Origin of the sequence: Bradyrhizobium sp. AZCC 1588 (assembly GCF_036924735.1) — a bacterium.
In the GTDB taxonomy this organism is placed as follows: domain Bacteria; phylum Pseudomonadota; class Alphaproteobacteria; order Rhizobiales; family Xanthobacteraceae; genus Bradyrhizobium.
Genome location: NZ_JAZHSC010000001.1, coordinates 309,295 through 326,138, shown reverse-complemented (window position 1 = coordinate 326,138; position 16,844 = coordinate 309,295). Strand labels below are relative to the sequence as shown.

The window sequence follows — 16,844 nt, the reverse complement described above, 5'->3', positions numbered from 1 at the left end:
CACCATGGCAGGTGAACGCGAACGCGGCGGACGCGAACGGAGCAGGGATCGCGAGGAGCGCGACAGCGAGTTCGTCGACAAGCTCGTCCACATCAATCGCGTGGCGAAGGTCGTCAAGGGCGGCAAGCGCTTCGGCTTCGCGGCGCTGGTCGTAATCGGCGACCAGAAGGGCCGGGTCGGTTTCGGCCACGGCAAGGCGCGCGAAGTGCCCGAGGCGATCCGCAAGGCGACCGAGTCGGCCAAGCGCAATCTGACCCGCGTGGCGCTGCGCGAAGGCCGCACGCTGCATCACGACATCGCTGGCCGTCACGGCGCCGGCCGCGTCTACCTGCGCGCCGCTCCGGCCGGTACCGGCATCATCGCCGGCGGCCCGATGCGCGCGGTGTTCGAGACGCTCGGCATCCAGGACGTGGTGGCGAAGTCGATCGGCTCGTCGAATCCCTACAACATGGTTCGCGCGACCTTCGACGCGCTGAAGCATCAGGATTCGCCGCGTTCGGTTGCGGCACGCCGCAACATCAAGGTGTCCACGCTGCAATCGCGCCGCGTCGGCGGCGACGCCGAAGTGGTGGCTGAATAACCGGCGCGAATTTCAAGCGCTCTTTGGAGTTAAGACGATGGCCAAGGCCGCAAAGACGATCAAGGTCGAGCAGACCGGCAGCGCGATCCGCCGCCACCACTCGCAGCGTTCGACGCTGATCGGCCTCAAGCTCAACAAGATCGGCCGGGTTGCCGAGCTGCAGGACACCCCTGAAGTTCGCGGCATGATCAGCAAGGTTCAACATCTCGTCCGCATCGTCGGCGAGAAGTAAGCAAGGAGACAGGGCGATGAAGCTCAGCGATATCGCCGACAACGCCGGCTCGCGCAAAAAGCGCATGCGCGTCGGCCGTGGCATCGGTTCCGGCAAGGGCAAGACTTCGGGCCGCGGCGGCAAGGGCCAGACCGCGCGTTCGGGCGTGCGCATCAAGGGCTTCGAGGGCGGCCAGATGCCGCTGCATCGCCGCCTGCCGAAGCGCGGCTTCAACAACATCTTCCGGCTCGACTTTGCCGAGATCAATCTCGACCGGCTGCAGGAGGCGATCGACGCCAAGCTGGTCGACACCAAGGAAACCGTGACGGTCGAATCGTTGGTCAAGGCTGGCGTGATCCGCCGTGCCAAGGACGGCCTGCGGCTACTCGGCCGCGGCGAACTCAAGTCCAAGCTCGCGATCGAGGTGCACGGCGCCTCGAAGTCGGCGGTTGCGGCGGTCGAGAAGGCCGGCGGCACGGTGAAGATCCTGGCCCCGGCCAAGAAGGAAGGCGAGGCGGCGTAACATCTGCGTCATGCCCGTCCGATCGCGGGCATAGACCAGTGGACTTATCGAAGCCGCGCACCAAATAATGTCCGGCGTCTGCCGATTGCCCGCGAAGGGGCGTCGGCCTGGGAGGCGGCGGGAGAAAGCCTGAACATGGTCTCAGCAGCAGAACAACTTGCGGCAAACCTCAATTTCGGCGCTTTGGCCAAAGCCGACGAACTGAAGAAGCGCATCTGGTTTACGCTGGGTGCGCTGCTTGTTTATCGGCTCGGTACCTATATCCCGCTGCCCGGCATCGATCCCGCGGCCTGGGAGCAGGTGTTCAAGTCGCAGGCCGGCGGCATTCTCGGCATGTTCAACATGTTCGCCGGCGGCGGCATCAACCGCATGGCGATCTTCGCGCTGAACATCATGCCGTACATCTCGGCATCGATCATCATCCAGCTCCTGACGACGGTCTCGCCCAAGCTCGAAGCCTTGAAGAAGGAAGGCGAGGCGGGCCGCAAGACGCTGAACCAGTATACCCGCTACCTCACGGTGATTCTGGCCACGTTCCAGGCCTACGGCATCGCCGTCGGCCTCCAGGGCGCCGGCAACGTCGTCAGCGAACCCGGGATGTTCTTCCTGATTTCCACCACGGTCACGCTTACCGGCGGCACCATGTTCCTGATGTGGCTCGGCGAGCAGATCACCTCGCGCGGCATCGGCAACGGTATTTCGCTGATCATCCTGGCCGGCATCGTTGCCGAGCTGCCGTCTGCTCTCGCCAACATGCTGGAACTGGGGCGCCAGGGCGCGCTGTCGACTGGCCTGATTCTGCTCGTGATCGTGATGGCGGTCGTCGTGATCGCCTTCATCGTGTTCATGGAGCGCGCGCAGCGCAGGCTTTTGATCCAGTATCCGAAGCGGCAGGTCGGCAACAAGATGTTCGAGGGCCAGTCCTCGCATCTGCCGCTCAAGCTCAACACCTCGGGCGTGATCCCGCCGATCTTCGCCTCGTCGCTGTTGCTGCTGCCGGCGACGGTTGCAAACTTCAACGCGGGCCAGGGCCCGGAATGGTTCCAATGGCTCAACACCCAGCTCAGCCACGGCCGTCCGCTGTTCCTGATCCTCTATCTGGGCCTGATCGTGTTCTTCGCGTTCTTCTACACCGCGATCGTGTTCAACCCGACCGAGACCGCAGACAATCTGAAGAAGCACGGCGGCTTCATACCCGGCATTCGTCCGGGCGAACGCACCGCCGAATACATCGACTACGTGCTGTCGCGCGTGACCGTGCTGGGCGCGATCTATCTGGCGATCGTGTGTCTGATTCCCGAAATCCTGATTTCCTACGCCTCGGTGCCGTTCTATTTCGGCGGAACCTCGCTTCTCATCGTCGTCAGCGTGACCATGGATACGGTGGCGCAGGTGCAGGGTTATCTGTTGGCCCATCAGTATGAGGGGCTGATCCGGAAATCCAAGCTGAGGGGCCGCCGTCGCTGATCAGCGGAGCGCTCTGAAATTCAATACAAGGTGTGCGGTGTTTCGCTCACCAAGCCGGGGGGCGAGTAGTCATGAGATTGATCCTTTTGGGACCGCCGGGGTCGGGGAAGGGTACCCAGGCACAGCGGTTGGTGCAGCGCTATGGGATCGTGCAGCTCTCGACCGGCGAGATGCTGCGCGCGGCTGTGGCCGCCGAGACGCCGGTCGGGTTGAAGGCCAAGGACCTCATGGCAAACGGCCAGCTTGTGCCTGATGACGTCGTAGTCGGAATCATTTCTGACAGGATCGATCAACCGGACGCGGCCAAAGGCTTCGTCCTCGATGGGTTCCCGCGCACGGTGCCGCAGGCTGAGGCGCTGGATGAGCTCTTGAAGAAAAAGCATCTCAGGCTCGACGCGGTGGTCGAACTGCGCGTCAATGAGAGCGCGCTGCTACAGCGCGTCGAAACCCGCGTCGCCGAGATGCTGGCGCGCGGCGAGGAGGTGCGTGTTGACGACACGCCGGAAGTGCTGACCAAACGGCTCGCTGCCTATCGGTCGCAGACCGAGCCGCTGATTCACTACTACTCCGAGCGGCGGAAGCTCGCGACCGTCGACGGGATGATGAGCATCGAGCAGGTAACCCGGGAGGTTAACCGGATCCTCTCCGCTGTCGGCGCGCTGGAACCCAAGGTGGCGCCGGCCCGGAAGGCCAAGGCAGCCGCACGGAAGACCGCCAGGCCAGCAGCCAAAAAGGCTGCCAAAACCGCCAAGAAGGCCGTCAAAACGGCGCGTAAGGCCGCCAAATCGGCCTCCAGGGGAACCAAAACGGCTGGCAACAAGAAGGCTGCTCGGAAGGCCGTTTCGGCGGCCAGAGGGCGAGGGGGCGCAAGCGCCCAAAAGACCGTCCGCAAGGCTGCCAAAAAGGTCACGAAAAAGCGAGCTAAGCGATAGAGGCGGTTGACGAAACCGAGTTGAATCCTTTAATAAGCCCCGCATCCAAGTCGGATAGTTTTTGACGATGCCGGGCCCCAAAAGAGATGAGGGGAGGGCGTCGTGTTCGCGTTTGCGGACACCTGCCCGAGTTAGCAAGAACATAGCCCGATCCATGAGGGATCGGCGACAGGAGAGAAGTCCGTGGCCCGTATTGCCGGCGTGAATATCCCGACCAACAAGCGCGTTCTGATCGCGCTCCAGTACATCCATGGCATCGGCCAGAAGAACGCGTCCGAGATCATGGAGAAGGTCAAGATCCCGGCTGATCGTCGCGTCAGCCAGTTGAGCGACCAGGAAGTCCTGCAGATCCGCGAAGTCATCGACCGTGACTATCTCGTCGAAGGCGACCTTCGCCGCGAGACCGGCATCAACATCAAGCGTCTGATGGACCTCGGCTGCTATCGCGGCCTGCGTCATCGCCGCGGCCTTCCGGTGCGCGGTCAACGCACCCACACCAATGCGCGCACGCGCAAGGGCCCGGCCAAGTCGATCGCCGGCAAGAAAAAGTAATTGGCGAGTAGCGAATGGCGAATGGCGAGTAGGGTAGATCCTATTCGCTATTCGCCACTCACCATTCGCCCTTAACGGTGTAGCCGCTGGCAGTACGGCGGCGTTTGAGATCACAGGAAGGTTTTAAGGTAATGGGCAAGGAAGCCACCCGCGTCCGCCGTCGCGAACGCAAGAACATCGCCTCCGGCATCGCGCACGTGAATTCGTCCTTTAACAACACGACCATCACCATCACCGACGCGCAGGGCAACACCATTGCCTGGTCCTCGGCCGGCACGATGGGCTTCAAGGGCTCGCGCAAGTCGACCCCCTATGCCGCGCAGGTCGCGGCCGAAGACGTTTCCAAGAAGGCGCAGGAACACGGCATGCGCACGCTGGAAGTGGAAGTTGCCGGCCCCGGTTCGGGCCGCGAATCGGCGCTTCGCGCGCTGCAGGCCGCGGGCTTCACCGTCACGTCGATCCGCGACGTGACCACGATCCCGCACAATGGTTGCCGTCCGCGCAAGCGCCGGCGTGTTTGATATCTGGTCGCGGGCGGTTGTGCCGCTCGCGATTGCTTTTGGAATTTTCCGCGGACTGATCCGCGATCTCCAACGCCAGTGATCTGAAGGCAGATCGACTGGCCGGTCTATTGACCCGAAGGGGTGACAAAGTGACGATCCAGAAAAATTGGCAAGAACTTATTCGACCGAACAAGCTGCAGGTAACGCCGGGCGGCGATGCGACCCGGTTTGCGACCGTCGTCGCCGAGCCGCTCGAGCGCGGTTTCGGCCAGACGCTCGGTAACGCGCTGCGCCGCATCCTGTTGTCGTCGCTGCAGGGCGCTGCCGTGCAGTCGGTGCACATCGACGGCGTGCTGCACGAGTTCTCCTCGATCGCGGGCGTTCGCGAGGACGTCACCGACATCGTGCTGAACATCAAGGACATCTCGATCAAGATGCAGGGCGAAGGCCCCAAGCGCATGGTCGTGAAGAAGTCGGGTCCGGGCGTCGTCACCGCCGGTGACATCCAGACCGTCGGCGACATCGTGGTGCTCAATCCCGAACTGCAGATCTGCACGTTGGACGAGGGCGCTGAAATCCGCATGGAGTTCACGGTCGCCGCCGGCAAGGGCTACGTCGCCGCCGAGCGCAACCGGCCCGAGGATGCGCCGATCGGCCTGATCCCGGTCGACAGCCTGTTCTCTCCCGTGCGCAAGGTCTCCTACAAGGTCGAGAACACCCGCGAGGGCCAGATCCTCGACTACGACAAGCTGACCATGACGATCGAGACCAACGGCGCGATCTCGCCGGAGGACGCGGTGGCCTATGCCGCGCGCATCCTGCAGGATCAGCTCAACGTGTTCGTGAACTTCGAAGAGCCGCGCAAGGAAGTCGCGCAGGAGATCATCCCCGATCTCGCCTTCAACCCGGCGTTCCTCAAGAAGGTCGACGAGCTCGAGCTGTCGGTGCGTTCGGCAAACTGCCTGAAGAACGACAACATCGTCTATATCGGCGACCTCGTGCAGAAGTCGGAAGCGGAAATGCTCCGCACCCCGAACTTCGGCCGCAAGTCGCTGAACGAGATCAAGGAAGTGCTGGCCCAGATGGGTCTGCATCTCGGCATGGAAGTGCCGGGCTGGCCGCCGGAGAACATCGACGAGCTCGCCAAGCGCTTCGAGGATCACTACTGAGCGAATAGGGAGTGGCGAATAGCGAATAGGGGAGAAACTATTCGCTACTTGCCATTCGCTACTCGCCACACTGGGGCGAACGCAGGCAGCCCACCTGAGCACAAGTCCGACGAACCGTCGCGACGAAGACAAATCAAGGAATACATCAATGCGTCACGGCAAGGTTCATCGTAAGCTCAACCGCACCGCCGAGCATCGCCGCGCGATGTTCGCCAACATGTGCGCCGCGCTGATCAAGCACGAGCAGATCGTCACCACGCTGCCGAAGGCCAAGGAACTGCGCCCGATCGTCGAGAAGCTCGTTACGCTCGGCAAGAAGGGTGGGCTGGCCATGCGCCGCCAGGCGATCTCCGAAATGCGCGACGTCGATCAGGTCAAGAAGCTGTTCGACACGCTGGCGCCTCGCTACAAGGACCGCCAGGGCGGCTATACCCGCATCATCAAGGCCGGTTTCCGCTACGGCGACAACGCCCCGATGGCCGTGATCGAATTCGTCGACCGCGACGTCGACGCCAAGGGCCAGGATTCTGGTCCGGTGGAGGAGAAGTCCGCCGAAGCGGCGTAATTCTTCCAAATCGCAGTTTTCAAAAGCGGCGCCAAAAGCGCCGCTTTTTTTATTGGCGCGCCCGCGATCGCGGCCGGCGCGTGACTTCACAGGAACGTCTCGGGCCGCCAAACGTTTGACATGCATGAGTAGGGCGTTCGTCAAGGATACCGAAGACGTCGAAGGTCTGCCTGACCGGCCAATCTCCGATCTTCCGAATGACGTGACGGCTGAAGGTCTCAGCCGGATCGAGGAAGCATTGGTCGCAGCCGAGGCGGCCCAGGCTGCGGCGCAATCCGCTGGCGATCGCGCGGCGCTGGCCAGCGCTCGCCGTGACTTCCGCTATTGGAATGCTCGCCGCGCCACGGCAAGGGTGGCCCCCGAGCCATCAGATAATTCTGTCGTGCGCTTCGGTCACACCGTCACCATCGTGCGCGAGGACGACCGGCGACAGACGTTCCGGATCGTCGGCGAAGACGAGGCCGAGCCCGCACACGGCACGATCTCGCACGGCTCGCCGCTGGCGCGCGTGCTGTTCGGCAAGGGTGTCGGCGATGTCGTCGCGATCGCCGGAGGCGAAGCGGAGATCGTCGAAATCCGGTGATGCGCAAACACCGTGCGCGAGGTGAAGGATGTCAGCCTACGCTATTTCCGAAGTCGATGGCGTGCGCGATCCGGCGGGGTTCGAGGTCTATCGAACGATCGCCGCGAAAGCGATCGCGCATTATGGCGGCCGCTATTTGATCCGCGGCGGCTCTGCAGGCTTGATCGAAGGTGGCCCACCGCCGAAAACCATCATCGTCGTTGAATTTCCGACGATGGAGCGTTTGCGCGAATGGTACGCCTCGCCGGAATATGCCGAGGCGTTGAGAGTGCGGCAGACCGCGCTGGATCGCCGTCTGGTTTTCGTCGAGGGCGTCGCGCCGGTGTAGGCCAGCAACGACGTGGAAGCGGTCGTTCAGGCGGAACAAGGGCGCTCAGAAACCGTTTTTCCTGATGCCGCGCTGATGCGGCTTGAGGAGGACCCGATGAAGAAGCTGCTTATTTTGGCGGCGGCAGCGTCGCTGGTTGCGACCATGGCCAATGCTCAAACCACGGTCATCACTCCCGACACGACGACCGGAACTGCGGGTGCGACGATTCGGATCGAGCCGGAATATCGCACGAAGATCAAGAGCTACGTGACCGAGCACAAGATCCGTCCGGTGGAAACACGGGAAAGGATCGTGGTGGGCGCCAAGGTGCCGACCGAGGTCGAACTCGAGGTAGTGCCTTCGGATTGGGGCCCGTCAGTGACGAAGTATCGCTACGTCTATTCGAACAACCGCGTGATGCTGGTCGATCCCGCTACCCGCACCGTGGTGCATGAAGTCGACTGAACAATCGACTGATGCATTGTCATCAAAAAGGGCCGCCACGTTGGCGGCCCTTTCGACTCTTATGCATTACCAATGATGCCAGTGGCGGCGATGGTAAAACCGCGGACCATAGAATCGCGGACCGCCATAGTAGGCGAATGCCGGGCGAACCACGCGGCGATAGCGAACGACGGGATAATAAGGCTCGTCGTAATATCCGCCATAGTAAGCCGGCGCATAACCGCCGTAATAGCGCGGGTAGCCGCCATAATATCCGTAGCCCGGACCATAGGCGTAGGCGTTCGAGGCCAGTCCGCCAATCACCGCGCCCGCGATCAGTCCGCCAGCCACGGCCGGGAAAAATCCTCCTCCGCGCCAGTGGGCCTCCGCCGGCGACGGTGCCGTTACCGCACCCAAGCCCAGGGTTGCCGCAACGGCCAATACCAAAGGTGCTTTCCTCATGGACCACTCCTTTCCGTAATTCAGACGCCCAATACTTTACATTCGAGCGAAGTTCGCTCTTTCGCAAAACAGACACTCGCTAAACACATTCGAGTGAAGTTCGTTGCCCAAGTGCCGGCTTTCAGACCGCTCTGGCGTCAGATTTAACTTTGATGAACGAATGTTCAGGCGACGGCTTCGAATGGAGCGGATCAATCGAAATCCAGAAAACCGGGCCGGGAGGACATCGGAGGCTGTCGGCGCAGCCAGACGAGGTCGGGGACGGGACGGGCCGTCTCCGGATTGGCCTCAAGCAGCGCTTCGATCTCGCGGGCCACTGAAAGCGTCGCGACGTCGCCGCCTCGCGGGCCGATGATCTGGATGCCGAACGGCAATCCAGCGCCGTCGCGGCCGGCCGGTATCGCCACCGCCGGGTGTCCGGCATTGGTCACGGCATAGGCCAGCGCCAGCCAGTGGAAATAGCTTTTCGTCGGTGTGCCGTCGATGGCGGCCGGGTAAAGCTCGGACCAGGGCCGTGGGCTGATCGTGACTGTCGGCGCGATGATAAAATCGTGCTCGCCGAAAAATGTCTGCCAGCTCCGATAAAGCGCGGTCTGCAGCGAAAGCGCGCGTGCCACATCGAGGGCAGAATAGCCGAGCCCCTCGGCCACGTTGTCGCGAATATTGGGACCCACTTTGTCCGGATATTTCTCCGCAAGCTCTCGGTGCCGGCCGAGAAATGCGACGGCGCGCAAGATCCGGAACACCTCGTCGGCATGGCTGCAATCCGGATGGGTCCATGCGACGCGGCGGAATGCCGATCCGAATGTCGCGAGCTTCGTTTTGAACGTCTCGGCGATGACGCGTTCCGTCGGCGCAAACCCGAAATCGCAGGTTGCCGCGATGCGCAAGCTGGCGAGATCGGTCCGTGGCGGATCGCGATAGGCCTCGCGCACGGGCGTTCCGCCGGCGTGAAGGATGGCCGACAACGGATCGCGCGCGTCGCGATCCAGCATGCAGGAAAGCATCAGGCACGCGTCCGATACGTTTCTCGCCATCGGCCCGAGTTGCGAGATCTGCAGCCAGGCCATATTGCGGCTGTTGCTGGCGATCAGCCCGGGGGAGGGGCGGAAGCCGACGACACCGCAAAAGGCGGCGGGGTTCCTGACCGACCCGCCGGTGTCCGAACCGGTCGCCAGCGGCACCATGCCGGTTGCAAGCGCTACCGCCGATCCGCCGGACGAGCCGGCGGCGGAGCGCTCGGGATCGAAGGGATTGCCGGTGGCGCCATGAAGCGCATTGCGGGTGTTGCCGCCCGCGCCCCATTCGGGGACGTTGGTCTTGCCGATGACGATGGCGCCGGCGCGCTTGAGCATTGCGACGATCGCCTCATCCTCGGCCGCGATATTGTCCGCGAACAGCACGCTGCCAAAACTCGTCGCCAGCCCCTTGGCGTCGATCAGATCCTTGACGCCGAGCGGAAGCCCATGCAGCGGCCCGAGCGCATCGCGGCGCATTACGGCAGCCTCGCTTTCCCGCGCCGCCGGGCGCGCCGCCTCGAACGAGCGAGCGATGATCGCATTGACCGCTGGATCGATTTCCTCGATGCGGCGGATGCAACTGTCCATGAGTTCGACCGGCGAAAGCTTGCGCTCGCCGATCAGCGCCCGGGCCGTTACCGCGGGCAGATCGCACGGCTCGGTCATATCAGGGTTACTCTTCCTTGATCCCGCCCTTGCGGGCCAGTTCCTTCATCTCGGCGGTTTCCTTGGCGATGAATCCCGGCCAGTCCGGATAGCGCTTGAAGCCGGGTTCGTACCCGACCTTCTTAAAGCGCTCGATCACCGAAGGACTTGCTATTGCCTCTTCCAGCACCGAGGCCAGCCGGTCGCGTATGGCCGGAGGGATTCCCTTGGGCGCGACCACGGTACCCCAGGAGACGAGGTCGATGTTGGGATAACCGAGTTCGGCGAGAGTCGGAACGTCGGGAAGGAACTGCGAGCGCTTGGCGGAAAACACTGCCAGCGGGCGAACCGTGCCGGCTTCGAGCTGCGGCCTGATCGCGATCACGGTGTCCACGTGGTACTCTATGTGCTTGCCTATCAGGTCGTTCATCGCCGGCGCGCTGCCCTTGTAGGGCAGGTGCAGCATCTTGATGCCGGCGCTCGACTTGAACAGTTCGCCGGCGAAATGCGAAATGGTGGCTACGCCGAAGGACGCCAGCGACAGCTTGTCCGGATTGGCCTTCGCTGCCGCGACAAGCGCGGCAACGTCCTTGATCGGGCTGTCGCGATGCGTGACCAGCACCATGGTCAGCGTACCGGTCTGGGCGATCGGCTCGAAATCCCTGCCGCTATCGTACGGCACGTTCTCCTTCACGGCGTGCTGCAGGGTGAAGGTCGAATTCGAACTGGTGAGTAGGGTGTAACCGTCGGGTGCCGCGTTGGCGACCTCTTTGGCGGCGATCGTCGTGCCGCCGCCGGGGCGATTGAGCACGATCACGGGCTTGCCCAGACGCGTCTCGAGCTCGCCGGCAATGATGCGCCCGACGACGTCGCCAGCTCCGCCCGCCGGATAGGGCACAATCAACTGCAGCGATTTTTCGGGGTAACTGCCTTGCGCCGTTGCGATCGACGCGCAACCCACCACGCAGGACGACGCCAGCGCGGCCGCCAGAAACATTCGTATCATGTCGAACAGGTCTCCTGTCTTCCGTGTTCCCCGGCAATTCGCGCCGGGGTTTTTCGGCGACAGCCATCCCGGATCGATGGAACAGGCTCCCTTGAATCGACCTCCAGATCAACCCCGTTGTTGGGCCGCTACCACCCCTCCAGCACGATCTTGCCGCGCGACTTGCCGCTCTCCAGGAGCGCGTGCGCGCGCTTCAGATTGGCCGCATTGATGGTGCCAAAGGTCTGGTCGAGCGTGGTGCGCAGCACGCCCTTGTCGAGGAGGTCGGACACATCGTTCAGGAGGTGATGCTGGGCGATCATGTCAGCCGTCTGGAATGACGAGCGCGTGAACATCGATTCCCAATGGATCGAGACCGCCTTGCCCTTGAAGGCAGAGACGGTGAATTCCGGGGGATCGTCGATCAGGCCGAACTTACCTTGTGGCGCCATGAAATCGGCGATCGCCTTGTAGTGCTGGTCGGTGAAGGTGAGGCTCGCGACCAGCGCGACCGGCGGCGCCTTCAACTTTTCGATCTGCTCCTTCATCGGCTTGGAATGATCGATCACGGCATGCGCGCCGAGATCGCGGCACCATTTCTGCGACTCCGGACGCGTGGCGGTAGCGACCACCGTCAATCCGGTGAGGCGGCGCGCAAGCTGGATCAGGATCGAGCCGACGCCGCCGGCGCCGCCGATGATCAGCAACGTGCGCGGATCGAGGCTCTTGCCCGGTACGGCGCCGAGCCGGTCGAACAGCAATTCCCAGGCGGTGATCGAAGTCAGCGGCAGCGCCGCGGCCTGCGCGAACGACAGCGATTTCGGCTTCTTGCCGACGATCCGCTCGTCGACCAGGTGAAATTCCGCATTCGTGCCCTGGCGCAGGATCGAGCCGGCGTAAAACACTTCGTCACCTGCCTTGAACAGGGTGACGTCCGGGCCGACGGCATCGACAATGCCGGCAGCGTCGTAGCCTAGGATTTTTGTCTCGCCCTCGGGCGGGGCGGCGCGCTTGCGGACCTTGTAATCGACCGGATTGGCCGAGATCGCCTTGACGGCGACGCGGATGTCGCGGCCCGTCGGTTCCGGCTTGGCGGCCTCAAAATCAATCAGCGCATTTGCATCTTCGATGGGGAGCGATTTTTTGTATCCGACGGCCTTCATGTCCGTGCCTCCTCCGCGTTTGACAGATTGATTGCCTAACTGTCGCTCTGGCATCCGCTTGGCAAGTACTGTAAATTTGGGGAACTAGTCCCTGTTTGGATACTATTGGGGAAACTCCAGGAAAAGCTCATGAAACGGCGGAATTTTGCCCGTCGGCCGGGCTGCGCGGTTGAAGCGACGCTCGATCTAATCGACGGCAAGTGGAAAGGCGTGATCCTGTTTCACCTGCAGGCCGGCACCCAGCGTTTTGGGGAGTTGCGGCGGCGGATGCCGGGGATTACCCAGCGCATGCTGACCAAGCAGCTTCGCGCGCTCGAGGACGACCAGCTCGTGATCCGCAAGGTCTACGCCGAGGTGCCGCCGCGGGTCGAATACACGCTGTCGGAGATCGGCGAGAGCCTGCGGCCGGTGATCGAGACGCTCAGGGCATGGGGCGAGGGCCATCAGGAAAGGCTATCCTGTGCGCCGGCCTCCGACACCGCGAAAGTGCCCGATCGCGCGGCCTGACCGGCAGTATTGTGTACCGCCTTATCTTCTCTCGCTACTGCCTCGCATCTATATCTGAGGCCATCAATTTTGGGATTCTTGCATGACGTTGACGATCCGCTCTTTCGCCTTGCTGCTGGTTTCCGCAGTCGTTGCAACGCCGGCGCCGGCGCAGGACCGCCGCGTGCCAACCTCGGGCGCCGAACTGCGGCTGTCGTACGCGCCGATCGTGCAGCGCGCGCAGCCGGCGGTGGTGAACGTCTATGCCGCCAAGACGGTGCAGAATCGTAATCCGCTGCTGGATGACCCGATCTTCCGCCGCTTCTTCGGCGTGCCTGGAATGCAGCCCGAACAGATGCAGCGCTCGCTGGGATCGGGCGTGATGGTCGATGCTTCGGGGCTCGTGGTCACCAACAACCACGTCATCGAGGGCGCCGATCAGGTCAAGATTTCGCTCGCCGACAAGCGCGAGTTCGAGGCCGAGATCGTGCTGAAGGACAGTCGCACGGATCTGGCCGTGCTGCGCGTGAAGGACGGACGAGAGAAATTTGCGACGCTGGACTTTGCCAATTCCGATGAATTGCTGGTCGGCGACGTCGTGCTCGCGATAGGCAATCCCTTTGGCGTCGGTCAGACCGTGACCCATGGCATCGTCTCGGCGCTGGCCCGCACCAAGGTCGGCGTCACCGATTACCAGTTCTTCATCCAGACCGATGCCGCGATCAATCCCGGCAATTCCGGCGGCGCGCTGGTCGATATGACCGGCAAGCTGGTCGGCATCAACACTGCGATCTTCTCGCGCTCCGGCGGCTCGCAGGGCATCGGCTTTGCGATCCCCACAAACATGGTGCGTGTGGTCGTGGCCTCCGCCAAGAGCGGCGGCAAGGCCGTCAAGCGGCCGTGGCTGGGTGCGAAACTGCAGGCGGTGACACCTGAAATCGCCGAGACGCTGGGGCTGAAACTGCCGAACGGCGCTCTGGTCGCCAATGTCGCACCAAACAGTCCGGCCGCGCGCGCCGGTCTGAAGCCGTCCGATCTGATCGTCGCCATCGAAGGGCAGCCAATCGACGAACCCAACGCGTTCGACTACCGCTTCGCCACAAGGCAACTCGGCGGCGCCGCACAGATCGACGTGCAGCGTGGCGGAAAGACCGTCAAGGTCACGGTGCCGCTGGAGACCGCCCCCGACACCAACCGCGATGAAATCGTGCTCACCGCGCGCTCGCCGTTCCAGGGCGCCAAGGTCGCCAACATTTCGCCGGCGGTTGCCGACGAGCTGCATCTGGATTCCCAGGCCGAGGGCGTCGTGGTGATCGATCTCGCCGACGGCGGTACTGCGGCAAGCGTCGGATTCCAGAAAGGCGACATCATCCTTGCGGTCAACAATCAGAAGATCGGCAAGACCAGCGACCTCGACAAAGCTTCGAAAACTTCATCCAGGCTCTGGCGCATCGTCGTGGTGCGCGGCGGCCAGCAGATCAACGTGACGCTCGGCGGATGAGCCCGAAGAAACCCCGCGAGGCGACCAATCTCTTTGCCGCGGCAGGGATGGAGGAGGATGCGCCGCGTCCGCTTCCCGACCGGCTGCGCCCGCGCTCGCTGGCCGATGTCGTCGGCCAGGATCACATTCTCGGCCCCGATGGCGCGCTGACGCGGATGCTGGAGACGCGCACGCTGGGCTCGCTGGTGTTCTGGGGGCCGCCCGGCACCGGCAAGACCACGGTGGCGCGGCTGTTGGCGGATGCCACCGAACTGCATTTCGAGCAGATTTCGGCGGTGTTTTCCGGCGTCGCCGACTTGAAAAAGGTTTTCGACGCCGCGCGCGCCCGGCGCGAGATGGGCAAGGGCACGTTGTTGTTCGTCGACGAGGTGCACCGTTTCAACCGCGCCCAGCAGGATTCGTTTCTGCCTGTCATGGAAGACGGCACCGTGGTGCTGGTTGGCGCCACCACGGAAAACCCGTCATTCGAGCTCAACGCGGCGCTGCTGTCGCGTGCGCGCGTGCTGGTGTTTCATTCGCTCGATGCTGCCGCGATCGAAAAGCTCTTTGCGCATGCCGAGAGGGTCGAGGGACGAAAATTGCCGCTCGATGCCGAGGCGCGCGCCGTGCTGGTGCGGATGGCCGACGGCGACGGCCGTGCCGCGCTGACATTGGTCGAAGAGGTCTGGCGCGCCGCGCGCAGGGACGAAATTTTCAATGCTGCGCAGTTGCAGGAGATCCTGCAGCGCCGCGCGCCGATCTACGACAAGTCGGCCGATGGCCATTACAACCTGATCTCGGCCCTGCATAAGTCGGTGCGTGGCTCCGATCCCGACGCCGCGCTGTATTACCTCGCGCGCATGCTGGACGCCGGCGAGGACCCGCTGTTCCTGGCGCGGCGCGTCGTGCGCATGGCGGTGGAGGATATCGGCCTTGCCGATCCGCAGGCGCTGGTGATCTGCAATGCTGCCAAGGACGCGTTCGATTTTCTTGGGTCTCCCGAGGGCGAACTCGCGATCGCGCAGGCCGTGATCTACCTCGCCACCGCGCCGAAATCGAACGCCGCCTACAAGGCCTTCGGCGCGGCGACGCGCACGGCGAAGGAAGGCGGCTCGCTGCTGCCGCCAAAACACATTCTCAATTCGCCGACAAAACTGATGAAGTCGGAAGGCTATGGCTCCGGCTACGAATACGATCACGACGCGCCGGACGCCTTCTCCGGACAGGACTACTTTCCGGAAGCGCTGGGGCGGCAGACCTTCTACGATCCGCCCGATCGCGGCTTCGAGCGCGAGATTCGCAAGCGGCTGGATTACTGGGCCAAGCTGCGTAAGGAACGGGACAAGCGCGAATGAACAGTTTCGAGAATTATCTGAGGCAGGCTATTCGGGCCGTCGCATGTATGGTGATGCTGGCGTCGCCGGTTGCCGCCGCGGCTGACAGCGTCGAGGTGGCGCCGGGCGTGCAGGTGACGAAGCGAAGCTATACAGCGCCGACCAACGAGCAGCCGTTTTTCGGATTTGCAGTCAAGAATTCGGAGGATAAGACCGCGGATGAGAAATTTGTAAGCGCCATCATCGGGGCGACAGGCTCTCGCGAAAAAGCCTTTGATGAAATAACCCTGCGTGGTTGGAGGGCCGTAAATACCGGCAAGATACGTGAGGCCGCGTTGCGGTTTAACCAGGCGTTTCTCATTTCACCGGAGCAGAGCGCCGTCTATCACGGCCTCGCGGTGGTCGCGCAATTTCGCTTCAATGATCTCGATGCCGCCGATGAGCTGTTCAGGATCGCGCTCAAACAACCCAATCCGGTGAAGGCGCTCAGGGCCGACTATGGCCGCATGTTGCTGATCGCGAAGCGCCCGCGCGACGCGCAGCCCGTGCTGGAGCAGGCGGTCAAGGATGCGCCGGATTTCGGCGACGCCTGGACCAATCTCGCCATCGCGCGCTTCCAGAACGGTGACGCGGCCGCCTGCGCAGCGGTGGAGGAAGCCGCCAAGAAGCGTCCGTCCAACAATTCCGGGGCCGACCTGACCGCCGTGAGAAACGCCGCGCAGTGTAAATAGCGCCGGTGATCTTCCGCGTCAGCCCGACCTTACTTCGTAGACTCGAATGCTCGAAATGAAGGGGTTGCCTTGCGCGATCTTCTCGGCGTCGTCGAGCGTTGCCCCGTTGACGATTGTGAAGCCGGTGATGGAGTCGGGTCCGAGCGGAAGGTCCTTCGTTCCGCCTTTCGAGATTTCGCGACCACTGCCGAAACCGCCCATGTCCACGGTATGCGGCTTGGTTGCCTCGAACCATTTGCCCCAGGCAGCCATGATTTCCGGAGTGGGCTTTTCAAATCCGTAATGCAACAGAACGAACTTCTTCATGCTCGACTCCTTTTCACAGATCGGGGCAATTGCTTTTTCTTTGGAGATGTTGCCTTCGGCGCGATTGCCTCGGCATACTGCAGCGAAAGATCGATCCATAATGCGCGCTTGTCCGCGTCGGCCAGTAACTCCTCGGGCAATCGCACATATTCGCGCATCGGCCGACCCTTCATGGGCTCGAAAATCCGGTCGCCAAATTCGGCGCTGAAACGGGCGCGATCTTTCTCCGAGAGCCGCATGACGAAATCGTTCTGGTGTAGCCCGATAAACAGATTTCCGTTGGCAAAGGCCGCCGGGTAGCCGAACATCTTGCGGCGGGAGATATTTGCGCCTGGCGGAACCGACTGGTCGAACAGGTCGATCAGCGACTGCGGTGATTTCGTCCAGGCCACCG

General features: G+C 62.8%; 22 protein-coding genes. 16 read left to right on the top strand and 6 right to left on the bottom strand.

Going from position 1 to position 16,844, the window contains the following annotated elements:
- The first annotated feature begins 4 nt into the window (after nt 1–4).
- From rpsE to V1277_RS01455, 12 genes are all read left to right on the top strand, one after another.
- Nucleotides 5–580 carry a 30S ribosomal protein S5 gene (gene rpsE, locus V1277_RS01510; protein ID WP_028349043.1) on the top strand — a complete coding sequence of 192 codons (576 nt, stop codon included), beginning with the start codon at nt 5–7 and terminating at the stop codon, nt 578–580.
- Nucleotides 581–617: 37 nt separating this feature from the next.
- Nucleotides 618–812 (top strand): 50S ribosomal protein L30, encoded by a 195-nt coding sequence (rpmD, locus tag V1277_RS01505; protein ID WP_028349042.1) that lies wholly within the window; start codon nt 618–620, stop codon nt 810–812.
- A 16-nt stretch (nt 813–828) separates the two neighbouring features.
- Complete coding sequence (gene rplO, locus V1277_RS01500; RefSeq protein ID WP_057843590.1) at nt 829–1,314, top strand: 50S ribosomal protein L15; 486 nt, start codon at nt 829–831, stop codon at nt 1,312–1,314.
- Nucleotides 1,315–1,449: 135 nt separating this feature from the next.
- Nucleotides 1,450–2,781: a preprotein translocase subunit SecY gene (gene secY / locus V1277_RS01495; RefSeq protein ID WP_213286284.1), complete on the top strand. Its 1,332-nt coding sequence runs from the start codon at nt 1,450–1,452 to the stop codon at nt 2,779–2,781.
- 71 nt (nt 2,782–2,852) lie between these two features.
- Nucleotides 2,853–3,713, top strand: coding sequence for an adenylate kinase (locus V1277_RS01490; protein ID WP_334414751.1), 861 nt, complete (start codon nt 2,853–2,855; stop codon nt 3,711–3,713).
- Nucleotides 3,714–3,896: 183 nt separating this feature from the next.
- Entirely contained in the window at nt 3,897–4,265 is a 369-nt protein-coding gene (gene rpsM / locus V1277_RS01485; protein WP_028349038.1) for a 30S ribosomal protein S13, read from the top strand.
- 131 nt (nt 4,266–4,396) lie between these two features.
- Nucleotides 4,397–4,786, top strand: coding sequence for a 30S ribosomal protein S11 (rpsK, locus tag V1277_RS01480; protein WP_006021048.1), 390 nt, complete (start codon nt 4,397–4,399; stop codon nt 4,784–4,786).
- Nucleotides 4,787–4,896: 110 nt separating this feature from the next.
- Nucleotides 4,897–5,937, top strand: a complete 1,041-nt coding sequence (locus V1277_RS01475) for a DNA-directed RNA polymerase subunit alpha (protein ID WP_176722005.1) — start codon at nt 4,897–4,899, stop codon at nt 5,935–5,937.
- Nucleotides 5,938–6,085: 148 nt separating this feature from the next.
- A complete protein-coding gene (gene rplQ, locus V1277_RS01470; protein WP_028349036.1) occupies nt 6,086–6,502 on the top strand; it encodes a 50S ribosomal protein L17 in 417 nt (138 codons plus the stop codon).
- Nucleotides 6,503–6,626: 124 nt separating this feature from the next.
- A complete protein-coding gene (gene greA / locus V1277_RS01465) occupies nt 6,627–7,085 on the top strand; it encodes a transcription elongation factor GreA (protein ID WP_334414750.1) in 459 nt (152 codons plus the stop codon).
- A 28-nt stretch (nt 7,086–7,113) separates the two neighbouring features.
- Nucleotides 7,114–7,413 carry a DUF1330 domain-containing protein gene (locus tag V1277_RS01460; RefSeq protein ID WP_334374601.1) on the top strand — a complete coding sequence of 100 codons (300 nt, stop codon included), beginning with the start codon at nt 7,114–7,116 and terminating at the stop codon, nt 7,411–7,413.
- Nucleotides 7,414–7,509: 96 nt separating this feature from the next.
- Nucleotides 7,510–7,860 carry a DUF1236 domain-containing protein gene (locus V1277_RS01455; RefSeq protein WP_334414749.1) on the top strand — a complete coding sequence of 117 codons (351 nt, stop codon included), beginning with the start codon at nt 7,510–7,512 and terminating at the stop codon, nt 7,858–7,860.
- Between the two features lie 66 nt (nt 7,861–7,926).
- Here V1277_RS01455 and V1277_RS01450 read toward each other — a convergent pair whose 3' ends face one another.
- The 4 genes from V1277_RS01450 to V1277_RS01435 form a co-directional block, all read right to left on the bottom strand.
- On the bottom strand, nt 7,927–8,301 hold the full coding sequence (locus tag V1277_RS01450) for a hypothetical protein (RefSeq protein ID WP_334414748.1): 375 nt from the start codon (nt 8,299–8,301) through the stop codon (nt 7,927–7,929).
- Nucleotides 8,302–8,492: 191 nt separating this feature from the next.
- On the bottom strand, nt 8,493–9,986 hold the full coding sequence (locus V1277_RS01445) for an amidase (protein ID WP_334414747.1): 1,494 nt from the start codon (nt 9,984–9,986) through the stop codon (nt 8,493–8,495).
- Between the two features lie 7 nt (nt 9,987–9,993).
- Entirely contained in the window at nt 9,994–10,971 is a 978-nt protein-coding gene (locus V1277_RS01440; RefSeq protein WP_334374605.1) for a Bug family tripartite tricarboxylate transporter substrate binding protein, read from the bottom strand.
- Nucleotides 10,972–11,099: 128 nt separating this feature from the next.
- Nucleotides 11,100–12,113 (bottom strand): zinc-binding alcohol dehydrogenase family protein, encoded by a 1,014-nt coding sequence (locus tag V1277_RS01435; protein WP_334414746.1) that lies wholly within the window; start codon nt 12,111–12,113, stop codon nt 11,100–11,102.
- Between the two features lie 129 nt (nt 12,114–12,242).
- Here V1277_RS01435 and V1277_RS01430 point away from each other — a divergent pair, with 129 nt between their 5' ends.
- From V1277_RS01430 to V1277_RS01415, 4 genes are all read left to right on the top strand, one after another.
- On the top strand, nt 12,243–12,620 hold the full coding sequence (locus V1277_RS01430) for a winged helix-turn-helix transcriptional regulator (protein ID WP_334414745.1): 378 nt from the start codon (nt 12,243–12,245) through the stop codon (nt 12,618–12,620).
- Between the two features lie 82 nt (nt 12,621–12,702).
- On the top strand, nt 12,703–14,100 hold the full coding sequence (locus V1277_RS01425; RefSeq protein WP_334414744.1) for a DegQ family serine endoprotease: 1,398 nt from the start codon (nt 12,703–12,705) through the stop codon (nt 14,098–14,100).
- Nucleotides 14,097–15,434 (top strand): replication-associated recombination protein A, encoded by a 1,338-nt coding sequence (locus V1277_RS01420; RefSeq protein WP_334414743.1) that lies wholly within the window; start codon nt 14,097–14,099, stop codon nt 15,432–15,434. The genes V1277_RS01425 and V1277_RS01420 overlap by 4 nt, the downstream gene beginning before the upstream one ends.
- 95 nt (nt 15,435–15,529) lie before the next feature.
- A complete protein-coding gene (locus V1277_RS01415; protein WP_334414742.1) occupies nt 15,530–16,144 on the top strand; it encodes a tetratricopeptide repeat protein in 615 nt (204 codons plus the stop codon).
- A gap of 18 nt (nt 16,145–16,162) precedes the next feature.
- On the opposite strand, the gene V1277_RS01410 is transcribed toward V1277_RS01415, so the two are convergent.
- Both V1277_RS01410 and V1277_RS01405 read right to left on the bottom strand, forming a co-directional pair.
- Nucleotides 16,163–16,450: a hypothetical protein gene (locus tag V1277_RS01410; protein ID WP_334414741.1), complete on the bottom strand. Its 288-nt coding sequence runs from the start codon at nt 16,448–16,450 to the stop codon at nt 16,163–16,165.
- Nucleotides 16,447–16,842, bottom strand: coding sequence for a TfoX/Sxy family protein (locus V1277_RS01405; RefSeq protein WP_334414740.1), 396 nt, complete (start codon nt 16,840–16,842; stop codon nt 16,447–16,449). The genes V1277_RS01410 and V1277_RS01405 overlap by 4 nt, the downstream gene beginning before the upstream one ends.
- Nucleotides 16,843–16,844: the final 2 nt, after the last annotated feature.

Excerpts from the sequence above, each read along its gene's own strand:
- rpsE (WP_028349043.1), top strand. The coding sequence starts at position 5 with ATGGCAGGTGAACGCGAACGCGGCGGACGCGAACGGAGCAGGGATCGC.
- V1277_RS01450 (WP_334414748.1), bottom strand. The coding sequence starts at position 8,301 with ATGAGGAAAGCACCTTTGGTATTGGCCGTTGCGGCAACCCTGGGCTTG.
- V1277_RS01435 (WP_334414746.1), bottom strand. The coding sequence starts at position 12,113 with ATGAAGGCCGTCGGATACAAAAAATCGCTCCCCATCGAAGATGCAAAT.
- rplQ (WP_028349036.1), top strand. The coding sequence starts at position 6,086 with ATGCGTCACGGCAAGGTTCATCGTAAGCTCAACCGCACCGCCGAGCAT.
- V1277_RS01490 (WP_334414751.1), top strand. The coding sequence starts at position 2,853 with ATGAGATTGATCCTTTTGGGACCGCCGGGGTCGGGGAAGGGTACCCAG.
- rpsK (WP_006021048.1), top strand. The coding sequence starts at position 4,397 with ATGGGCAAGGAAGCCACCCGCGTCCGCCGTCGCGAACGCAAGAACATC.
- rplO (WP_057843590.1), top strand. The coding sequence starts at position 829 with ATGAAGCTCAGCGATATCGCCGACAACGCCGGCTCGCGCAAAAAGCGC.
- V1277_RS01440 (WP_334374605.1), bottom strand. The coding sequence starts at position 10,971 with ATGATACGAATGTTTCTGGCGGCCGCGCTGGCGTCGTCCTGCGTGGTG.
- V1277_RS01420 (WP_334414743.1), top strand. The coding sequence starts at position 14,097 with ATGAGCCCGAAGAAACCCCGCGAGGCGACCAATCTCTTTGCCGCGGCA.
- V1277_RS01425 (WP_334414744.1), top strand. The coding sequence starts at position 12,703 with ATGACGTTGACGATCCGCTCTTTCGCCTTGCTGCTGGTTTCCGCAGTC.
- V1277_RS01430 (WP_334414745.1), top strand. The coding sequence starts at position 12,243 with ATGAAACGGCGGAATTTTGCCCGTCGGCCGGGCTGCGCGGTTGAAGCG.
- V1277_RS01410 (WP_334414741.1), bottom strand. The coding sequence starts at position 16,450 with ATGAAGAAGTTCGTTCTGTTGCATTACGGATTTGAAAAGCCCACTCCG.
- rpmD (WP_028349042.1), top strand. The coding sequence starts at position 618 with ATGGCCAAGGCCGCAAAGACGATCAAGGTCGAGCAGACCGGCAGCGCG.
- V1277_RS01460 (WP_334374601.1), top strand. The coding sequence starts at position 7,114 with ATGTCAGCCTACGCTATTTCCGAAGTCGATGGCGTGCGCGATCCGGCG.
- greA (WP_334414750.1), top strand. The coding sequence starts at position 6,627 with ATGAGTAGGGCGTTCGTCAAGGATACCGAAGACGTCGAAGGTCTGCCT.
- V1277_RS01445 (WP_334414747.1), bottom strand. The coding sequence starts at position 9,986 with ATGACCGAGCCGTGCGATCTGCCCGCGGTAACGGCCCGGGCGCTGATC.
- secY (WP_213286284.1), top strand. The coding sequence starts at position 1,450 with ATGGTCTCAGCAGCAGAACAACTTGCGGCAAACCTCAATTTCGGCGCT.
- V1277_RS01455 (WP_334414749.1), top strand. The coding sequence starts at position 7,510 with ATGAAGAAGCTGCTTATTTTGGCGGCGGCAGCGTCGCTGGTTGCGACC.